Annotated in this window: 7 protein-coding genes and 1 riboswitch; of the genes, 4 read left to right on the forward strand and 3 right to left on the reverse strand. The window is 65.4% G+C overall.

The genetic code is table 11. The features are described 5' to 3' along the window. Window positions 1-335 precede the first annotated feature (335 nt). From EN781_RS19280 to EN781_RS19290, 3 genes are all read right to left on the reverse strand, one after another. A complete protein-coding gene (locus EN781_RS19280; protein ID WP_126056061.1) occupies window positions 336-1,388 on the reverse strand; it encodes a substrate-binding domain-containing protein in 1,053 nt (350 codons plus the stop codon). A 33-nt stretch (window positions 1,389-1,421) separates the two neighbouring features. Next, the gene (locus EN781_RS19285) at window positions 1,422-2,417 is read right to left on the reverse strand and encodes an ABC transporter permease (protein WP_126056062.1); all 996 of its coding nucleotides are present in this window, start codon (window positions 2,415-2,417) and stop codon (window positions 1,422-1,424) included. Between the two features lie 66 nt (window positions 2,418-2,483). After that, on the reverse strand, window positions 2,484-3,995 hold the full coding sequence (locus tag EN781_RS19290) for a sugar ABC transporter ATP-binding protein (RefSeq protein WP_126056063.1): 1,512 nt from the start codon (window positions 3,993-3,995) through the stop codon (window positions 2,484-2,486). 136 nt (window positions 3,996-4,131) lie between these two features. Here EN781_RS19290 and mtnK point away from each other — a divergent pair, with 136 nt between their 5' ends. The 4 genes from mtnK to EN781_RS19310 form a co-directional block, all read left to right on the forward strand. After that, on the forward strand, window positions 4,132-5,448 hold the full coding sequence (mtnK, locus tag EN781_RS19295; protein WP_127400234.1) for an S-methyl-5-thioribose kinase: 1,317 nt from the start codon (window positions 4,132-4,134) through the stop codon (window positions 5,446-5,448). After that, complete coding sequence (mtnA, locus tag EN781_RS19300) at window positions 5,402-6,496, forward strand: S-methyl-5-thioribose-1-phosphate isomerase (protein WP_126056064.1); 1,095 nt, start codon at window positions 5,402-5,404, stop codon at window positions 6,494-6,496. Before mtnK ends, mtnA begins: the two co-directional genes overlap by 47 nt. Before the next feature lie 77 nt (window positions 6,497-6,573). After that, a riboswitch (FMN riboswitch) is annotated at window positions 6,574-6,716 on the forward strand. A 78-nt stretch (window positions 6,717-6,794) separates the two neighbouring features. After that, window positions 6,795-7,268 carry a 6,7-dimethyl-8-ribityllumazine synthase gene (locus EN781_RS19305; protein ID WP_126056065.1) on the forward strand — a complete coding sequence of 158 codons (474 nt, stop codon included), beginning with the start codon at window positions 6,795-6,797 and terminating at the stop codon, window positions 7,266-7,268. 74 nt (window positions 7,269-7,342) lie between these two features. Continuing rightward, window positions 7,343-7,849, forward strand: a 507-nt coding sequence (locus tag EN781_RS19310; RefSeq protein ID WP_145965551.1) for a dihydroxyacetone kinase subunit DhaK, incomplete at its 3' end; no start/stop codon positions are given.

Here is a 7,849-nt window from a genome sequence, read left to right on the forward strand (position 1 = left end):
GCGTATGACGCTTGTCCGCTGCAGCGCCGCGCTAACCAATCCGCTTGGCGCTGCAGCGGACAAATAGGGGGAGAACTGTTACCTATGTATCCGGTTCAAACTGTTACCCATCTATCGGCTGGACACCTTCGCCGGCGATTTCGCCAACCATAAACGTTGCAGAAAATTGCGCTGCGGGCGCGGCCAGCTCTCTTCTCCCCGTTTACGGGGAGAAGGTGCCGGCAGGCGGATGAGGGGCGGCGCCAACGTTGCTAATGTCGCCAAAAGCGTGCAGCAGTTGGGAGTCGGAAGCGCGTCGCATCAATGCCATCAGAGGCGACGCGCCTAGACCAGAACTACTTGGCGTTCGGGTTCGGCATCCAGGCCGGCATGGCGACATCGGCATGGGCGAACTGCGGCAGCTTGGCCGACAGGTCCTCCATGTTCTTGATGTCCTTGTCGACGAGCTCCTTCTGGGTGATCAGCGTCGGCGGCACGATGACGTTGTGGCCGGGATCCTCGCCGGCGAGCAGTTGCGCCAGCGCGCGCACCGAGACCTGGCCGACGACGGCCGGGTTGGTGGCTGCGGTGGCGGCCCAGGCGCTGTCCGGCTCGCGCATCGCGGAGATGTCAGAGGTCGAGATGTCGGCCGAGTAGATCTTGACGGCCTTGTTCAGACCCGCCTCGTCGACGGCGATCTTCACCCCCTTGGCGAATTCGTCATAGGGGGCGAACATTACCTTTATGTCGGGATGCGCCGACAGCACCGAGCGTGCCTGGTTGGCGACGGAGTTGGCAATCGGGTTGTCGAGCGTGCCGAACATGGCGACCTCGTTGATGCCCGTATGCTTCTTCTTCACGTCGACCCAGGTCTCGTTGCGGCGGTCGAGCGGCGCGATGCCGGCGACGTAGACATAGCCGGCCGTCCAGCTGTCGCCATTGTCCGTGACCGCCTGCTCTAGCGCGAGACGGGCAAGGTCGCGGTCGGACTGCTCGATCTGCGGGATCTTCGGGTTCTCGACATTGACGTCGAAAGCGACGACCTTGATGCCGGCGTCGACCGCGCGCTGCGCGGCATCCTTCATCGATTCCGTCAGGCCGTGCTGGATGATGATGCCCTGCACGCCGAGCGCGATGGCCTGGTCGACCATGTCGGCCTGAAGGGCGGCGTCCTGGCGGCTGTCGAGCACGCGCAGGTCGACGCCAAGCGCCTTGGCCTGCGCCTCGACGCCCGAGAGATAGGCCTGGAAGAAGTCGCCGGTCGACAGATAGCGCACCAGCGCGATCTTGACGCCGGGCTTGTCGAACGGCGCCGGTCTGTCGGCGGCAAGAGCCGGGACCTGCATCAGCATCGTGGCGCCCGCAAGCCCGAGCGCCACCTTCCCCAGAAGTCTTCTTGTGATGTTCATGTCGTTTTCCTCCACTGTTTTGACCGGTCGAACCTATCTCCCGCCCCTGCCGGAAAGGGCGAAGGTGAAGACAAGGGCGACGACGAGAACGCCGCCCTTGACGAAATCCTGCGTGTAGTAGGGCGCGTTCATCATCGTCAGGCCCTGTAGCAGTACCCCTACGAAGACCGCGCCGACGGCCGTGCCGAAGGCGTTTGGCTTGGCCGCGCCAAGCACCGCGTAGCCGATGAGCGCGGCCGCCACCGCGTCGAGCAGCAGATTGTTGCCTGAGGCAATGTCGCCACGGCCAAGCCGGGCGGCGAGCAGGATGCCGCCGATCGCGGCAAAGACGCCCGAAATGACATAGGCCCAGATCTTGTAAGCCTTGACCGGCGCGCCGGCGAGTTCGGCCGCGCGCTCATTGCTGCCGACGGCATACATCATGCGGCCGAAGCGCGTGTATTCGAGGAAGAACCAGATCAGCAGCGCCAGCACAATCAGCACCACGACCGACACCGGAACGAGGTTGGGCACGAAGAAATCGAAGCGATGGCGTCCGAGCGCCAGGAAGGCTTCGCCGAACTTGCCGTTGGCGACCGAGCCGTCGGGCATGGTCATGCCGGTGGCGATCGAGCGGCCTTCGGTTGGGATGCGCTGCAGGCCGACGAGCAGGAACATCATGCCGAGCGTGGCGAGCAGGTCGGGCACCCGCATGTAGACGATCAGCCAGCCGTTGATCAGGCCGACGGCGGCGCCGATCAGCAGGCAGACGACGACCGCGACGACGGCGTTCTGTTCCAGCACCACCATGACATAGGCGGCCGCCATCATGGCGCTGGTGGCCACCGAGCCGATCGACAGGTCGAAGCCGCCGACCACCAAGGTAGCCGTGACGCCGAGCGCCAGCACGCCAGTGATGGCGACGGACTGGAAGATGAAGACCGCGCTCTGCGGCGACACGAAACCGTCGGCGGCGACCGCGAAATAGGCGATGAGACCGAACAGAAGGACGATGAAGCCGTAGCGGATGGCATGGTCACGCAACATCATGCAGCGCTCTCCGGCGCCGTTGCCATGTCAGTCCAACGCATCCCTGCTCCATTCCTGTCCATGATCTCACGCCGCGCTGTGCAGCGGGCCGCCCGCCACTTCGGCAAGCAGCCGCTCGAGATCGATGTCTTCGTTCCTGTGTTCGCCGACGATCGTCTGCTCCGACATGACCAGGATGCGGTCGGCCGTCTCCAGCGCCTCGTCGAGCTCAGTGACGAAGAGCAGCGTGGCGCGGCCGTCGGCGCTCGCTCGGAGCTTGGCGGCGATGTCGCGCCGGGCCGAGATGTCGACGCCCTGAAACGGTTCGTCGAGGATGAACAGTTTTGCATCCTGCGACATCCAGCGGCCGACCATCACCTTCTGCTGATTGCCGCCCGAAAGTGCGGAAAGCTCATCCTTCTCCGAACGGCAGACGATGGCGAGCTCGTCGATCTGCCGGCGTGCGACGATGCGTTCGGCGCGCCGCTTCATGATGCCGAAGCCTGACATGCGCTTGAGGAACGGCAGGCTGATGTTGCGCTCGATGTTGAAGCCGCCGACGATGCCGCTGGTGACGCGGTCCTTGGCAACAAGGAAAACGCCGGCCGCGATCGCCTCGCCTGCCGATGCCGGCGCATAGGGCTTGCCGTCCATGGTCATGGTTCCGGACAGCGGCCGGCGCACACCGAACAGGGTTTCGGCCAGCGCCGTCTTGCCGACGCCGACCAAGCCGGTGATCGCGACCACCTCGCCGGCGCCGAGCGTCATCGAGATCGGCTTCGACCCTTGCGCGATCCGCAGGCCTTCCGTGTTGAAGACAGCGCGCGCCGAGCTTCTCGCGACCACCAGGTCGAGATGGATCTTGCGGCCGAGCATGGCGTTGACGGCGCCCTCATAGTCGAGCGGCTTGGTGTCGAACAGGCCGCTCACCACGCCGTCGCGCATCGAGACGATGCGGTCGGCGAGCCGGCGGATGTCGGACATGCGATGCGAGATGTAGAGGATCGCCACCGCTTGCTCGCGCAGCCGGTCGATGAGCTGGAACAGCCGGTCGGCCTCGGCGCTGGACAGCGACGAGGTCGGCTCGTCGAGGATCAGCACTTTCGGCCGGTGCGCCATGGCCCGCGCGATCGCCACCATCTGCCGGTCTGCCAGCGAGAGATCGCTGACCCGGGCCTTGAGGTCGATGGCGAGCCCCATGCGATCGGCGACGGCCCTGGCCTCGCGGCGCACCCGGCCGGCATTGAAGAAGGTCGGCACGCCGCTGCCGCTCAGGCGGTCCAGCGTCAGATTGGTGGCGACGTCGAGGTCGGCGACGACGCCGTCATTGATGTTCTGATGCACGGTGACGACGCCGGCGCGGATCGCCTCGGCCGGCGTGTTCGGCGCGAAGTCCTCGCCGGCGAGATGCATCGTGCCGCCGCCGAGCTCGTAGACGCCGCTGACGATCTTGACCAGGGTGGATTTGCCGGCGCCGTTGGCGCCCATCAGCACGGTGACTTCGCCCGCATGCAAGTCGAGCGAGATGCCGCCAAGCACCTCGATATGGCCAAAGGACTTCCTTAGGCCGTCCACGCGGAACACGGCACCAGTGCCCATTCATTCCTCCCTGACCCCGACGCTATGGGCTATATCGGCAATTGTCAACACGATTGACAATTGCCAGCATGCTTCCTAGCTTGGCCCCGCCGCCATGCCTCCTTTATGTTCGGAGCGCATAAGCGAGAGGATGATGATGACGCAGAAACTGCCGTTCGAAGCACTATCGGTCGAAACGCTGCCGGCGCGCCTCGGCGCCAATGAGGCCGTCACCGCGCAGATCGGCAAGGATGCCCGGCGCTGGAAGGTGCGTGAGGTCGGCGACGGCAATCTCAACCTGGTGTTTATCGTCGAGGGCGACGAAGGCGCGGTCGTCGTCAAGCAGGCCCTGCCCTATGTGCGGCTGGTCGGCGACAGCTGGCCGCTGCCGCTGAAGCGCTCCTTCTTCGAGTATCACGCGCTGACCAGGCAGGAGCGCCGAGCGCCCGGCTCGGTGCCGTCGATCCACCATTTCGACGAGGCCCAGGCGCTGATCGTCATGGAATATCTGGCGCCGCCGCACATCATCCTGCGGCGGGCGCTGATCGAAGGCCGGCAACTGCCGAACATCGCCCGCGACATCGGCCTGTTCATGGCCCGCACCCTGTTCCGCGGCTCCGACCTGCATATGCCGACCAAGGACCGCAAAGCCGATTTGGCGCTGTTCGCCGACAATGTCGAGCTATGCGGCATCACCGAGGACCTGGTGTTCACCGATCCCTATTTCGACGCCAAGCTGAACCGGCATACGTCGCCGCAGCTCGACGGCCTGGTCGCCGAGCTGCGCGCCGACCGCGACCTCAAGGTCGAGGCGCAGCGGCTGAAACATCTGTTCGCCGCCAACGCCGAGACGCTCTTGCATGGCGACCTGCATTCCGGCTCGATCATGGTCACCGATACCGAAACCCGGATGATCGATCCGGAGTTCGCCTTCTATGGCCCGATCGCCTTCGACGTTGGCATGCTGCTCGCCAATTTCTGGATGTCATTCTTCTCGCAGCGCGGCCATGAAGACAAAGGCAGGCGCGACGCCATGCGCGCCTACCTGCTCGGGGTCACCGACGAAACCTGGGCCGTGTTCCGCGCCGAGTTCTCGCATCTGTGGCGGACCGAGCGCACCGGCATGCTCTACCACAGAAGCCTGTTCGAGGATCAAGGCGATCTGCTCGGCGCCGAGCAGGCGCTCGACCACATGCTGCACTCGATCTGGACCGACCTGCTCGGCTTTGCCGGCATCGAGGTGCACCGGCGCATCCTCGGCCTCGCCCACAATGCCGATTTCGATGCCATTGCCGATCAGGATCTGCGCGCCACATGCGAAGCAAAGGCACTGAAGTTCGGCCGCCATCTCGCCGTCAACCGGCGCCAGATTTACAGCATCGACGAGGTCAACAGCCTGGCCGCGCTGATCGAACAGGAGAGCAGCTTTGAACGTCGGCGACCGCCACTACCGCACCATCTGGCTGAGCGATGACGGCCGCTCGGTCGAGATCATCGACCAGCGCTGGCTGCCGCATGAGTTCCGCATCGAGACGATCGGCACCGTTGCCGGTATCGCCACCGCGATCCGCGACATGTGGGTGCGCGGCGCGCCGCTGATCGGCGTCACCGCCGCCTATGGCGTCGCCATCCAGATGGAAAACGACCCGTCGGATGCGGCGCTCGACGCCGTCTGGGAGACACTGCACGCGACACGCCCGACGGCGATCAACCTGCGCTGGGCGCTTGACGAGATGCGGCGGGTTCTGAAGCCGCTGCCGCCGGCCGAGCGGGCCGGGGCCGCCTATCGGCGCGCCGCCGAGATCGCGGACGAGGATGTCGGGCTGAACCGCGCCATCGGCGAGAACGGGCTTGCCATCATCAAGCAAATCGCGGCGCGAAAAGCACCGGGAGAGACGGTCAACATCCTGACCCATTGCAACGCCGGCTGGCTGGCGACGGTCGATTACGGCACCGCAACCGCGCCAATATATCTGGCAACCGAGGCCGGCATTCCGGTCCATGTCTATGTCGACGAGACCAGGCCGCGCAATCAGGGCGCCCAGCTGACCGCCTGGGAGATGGCCGGCCACGGCGTGCCGCACACGCTGATCGTCGACAATGCCGGCGGCCATCTGATGCAGCGTCGCCAGATCGACATGGTGATCGTCGGCACCGACCGCACCACCGCGGACGGCGACGTCTGCAACAAGATCGGCACCTATCTCAAGGCGCTCGCCGCTTCCGACAACGACGTGCCGTTCTATGTCGCGCTGCCCTCTCCGACCATCGACTGGACGGTGGGCGACGGGCTTGCGGAAATCCCGATCGAGGAGCGCTCCGGCGACGAGGTGTCGCTGGTCTGGGGCAAGAACGCCAAGGGCGAGATCGCGCAGGTGCGCGTCTCGCCGGAAGCGACGCCCGCGGCAAACCCGGCCTTCGACGTCACGCCGGCGCGGCTTGTCACCGGCCTGATCACCGAGCGCGGGGTCGCCAAGGCCTCGCGCGAGGGGCTGAAGGCGATGTTCCCGGAGCGTGGTTAGCCACAAGGAGGAAGATTGGCAGCTGCGGCGACGGCGCTAATTGACAGCGCCGCCCTCCCCCTCCATAGCTTCACCGTTAAAGTTCTCAGGGCGGGGTGAAAGTCCCCACCGGCGGTAAGAGCCTCGGCTCAAGCCCGCGAGCGCTTCCCGGAAGGGAAGGTCAGCAGATCCGGTGTGATTCCGGAGCCGACGGTCACAGTCCGGATGAAAGAGAACGAACGGAAGGACGGGCCGCTCGCGCGGGCCGGGTTTTCGTATCGTGCGTCCTGATTCTGGTTCGAAACGGAAGGATGGACCCATGAATCAGCATTCCCCAAAAGACTATGAAATCGTTCGCGTCGCCGTCATTCGGGCGCGCTGGCATGCCGACATCGTCGACCAGTGCGTCACTGCGTTCGAGGCGGAGCTTGCCGTTCTCGGCGGCGGCCGCTTCGCCGTCGATGTCTTCGACGTGCCCGGCGCCTACGAGATCCCATTGCATGCCAAGACCCTCGCCGAGACCGGCCGCTATGCCGCGATCCTCGGCACCGCCTTCGTCGTCAATGGCGGCATCTACCGGCACGATTTCGTCGCCGGCGCCGTCCTCGACGGCATGATGACCGTGCAGCTCGCGACCGGCGTGCCGGTGCTTTCGGCGGTGCTGACGCCGCACAATTATCACGACAGCGCCGAGCACCACCGCTTCTTCTTCGAGCACTTCCAGGTCAAGGGCAAGGAAGCGGCCAAGGCCTGCGTTGAGATAAGTGCGGCGCGGGAAAAGATCGCGGCTTGAGGCGCGGTTGCCGGGGTGGCAATCCCGGTAACAGCCTCTAATATCGCGAAAAAACCGAGATCGGGAGCATGCCGGTGCAGACCAAGAAGATCATCAACGACGGCAACCGTTCCGTCGACGAGATGCTGGAAGGAATACTGGCCGCGCATCCTCGCCACCTCAGGAGCGTGGACGGCAGCCCGCGCTCGATCATCGCCCGCGACGGGCCACGGCCAGGCAAGGTCGGGCTGGTCATCGGCGGCGGCTCGGGCCACGAGCCGACCTTTCTCGGCTTCGTCGGCAAGGGGCTGGCGGATGCCGCGGCGGTCGGCAATGTCTTTGCCTCGCCGCCGCCGGACCCGATCCTCGAATGCGCCAAGGCGGTGAGCCGCGGCGCTGGCGTCCTGTTCATGTACGGCAACTATGCCGGCGACGTGATGAATTTCGACATGGCGGCCGAGATGGCGGCGATGGACGACATCGAGGTGCGCACGGTGCTGACCACCGACGACGTGGCCTCTGCGCCGCGCGACCAGCGGGGCAAGCGGCGCGGCGTCGCCGGCAATTTCTTCATCTTCAAGGCGGCGGGCGCGGCCTGCGAC

Source organism: Mesorhizobium sp. M4A.F.Ca.ET.090.04.2.1, assembly GCF_003999085.1.
Lineage (GTDB): Bacteria > Pseudomonadota > Alphaproteobacteria > Rhizobiales > Rhizobiaceae > Mesorhizobium.

Coding starts and splice junctions, on each gene's coding strand:
- EN781_RS19290 (WP_126056063.1), bottom strand. CDS start 3,995: ATGGGCACTGGTGCCGTGTTCCGCGTGGACGGCCTAAGGAAGTCCTTT.
- EN781_RS19280 (WP_126056061.1), bottom strand. CDS start 1,388: ATGAACATCACAAGAAGACTTCTGGGGAAGGTGGCGCTCGGGCTTGCG.
- mtnK (WP_127400234.1), top strand. CDS start 4,132: ATGACGCAGAAACTGCCGTTCGAAGCACTATCGGTCGAAACGCTGCCG.
- EN781_RS19285 (WP_126056062.1), bottom strand. CDS start 2,417: ATGATGTTGCGTGACCATGCCATCCGCTACGGCTTCATCGTCCTTCTG.
- EN781_RS19305 (WP_126056065.1), top strand. CDS start 6,795: ATGAATCAGCATTCCCCAAAAGACTATGAAATCGTTCGCGTCGCCGTC.